We start from the raw sequence: 972 nt of genomic DNA on the forward strand, positions 1-972 counted from the left end.
GCGCAAGCGTAGCGCCGCCGGGCAGTTATTGCGCCTGCTGCTGCGCCTGCGCCAGCTGGCGGACGATCGCCTCGCGCCGCGCATCCCCTTCCGGTAGCCGGGCCAGCAACGCCTGCAGGGCCGCCACGGCCTCGGGGTAATCTTCATTGCGCACCGCGCTCAGGGCCAGCATCTCCAGCACCGGCAGGCTGTTCGGCTGCCGCTGATGCAGGTCACGCAGCAGCAGCTCGCCCATCCGAACCTGGCCGCTATCTCCCGCCCGTACCAGCGCGCTGGCGTAATCGAAAGCCGCCGCCGGGTCGTCCGCCGCCAGAGCATGCGCCCGGCCAAAGGCGCCGATCGCCGTCTCGCCATCGTTTAACAACAGGCCCAGCCGCCCAAGCAGCTGCCAGCCGGCGAGGTCGTTCGGAGTATCCTGCAGGTGGCTGCGCAGGCCAAGCCGCAGCTCCGCCAGCTCATCCATTCGCAGCGGCGCCGCCGTCGGGTCCTTAACCTGCTGCAACAGCGCAGGAAAATGTCGTTCAGCCTGCTGCCAGAGCAGCACCTGGCCAATATCGCTGGTTTTCAGATACAGGCCGAGACTCAGGACCACCAGCAGCAGCGCGCCCGGAAACAACGCCCAGCGGTTTAGCGGCCGTTCGCCAGGCAGCGGCTGCGGCGGGATATCGGTCAGCAGCGTGCGCTGAAGCTCGACGACCAGCGCCGGGTTGTCCTCGCCGCGCTCCTGCACCAGCTCCTGCAGGCGCGACTGGTACAGGGCGCGGTTGAGGGCATCGCGGTCTACCGCCCCTTTGCCCGACCACGGGAAGTACAGCAGCCCCAGCGCGCCAGCCAGCAGCAGCGCGACGATAACCACCAACAGGCTCATCGTTCTTTTCCTTCTTGCAATAATGCCGCCAGCCTCTGGCGCTCTTCGGCGCTGAGCGCCGCGTCAGGAATGTCGCGACGGCGGGCGCGGGCGATAATCACTCC

1 protein-coding gene and 1 pseudogene are annotated in these 972 nt (G+C 67.9%); both read right to left on the reverse strand.

All coding sequences use genetic code 11. The annotated features are described in order from the left end of the window. Positions 1-25: 25 nt before the first annotated feature. A complete protein-coding gene (gene ccmI / locus KHQ28_RS28825) occupies positions 26-868 on the reverse strand; it encodes a c-type cytochrome biogenesis protein CcmI (RefSeq protein ID WP_032418865.1) in 843 nt (280 codons plus the stop codon). After that, positions 865-972 (reverse strand): annotated as a pseudogene (locus KHQ28_RS28830) (cytochrome c-type biogenesis protein CcmH); the annotation flags it as partial. The gene ccmI and the pseudogene KHQ28_RS28830, both read right to left, overlap by 4 nt.

The organism is Klebsiella sp. 28 (assembly GCF_018223905.1).
Classification (GTDB): Bacteria; Pseudomonadota; Gammaproteobacteria; order Enterobacterales; family Enterobacteriaceae; genus Klebsiella; species Klebsiella pneumoniae.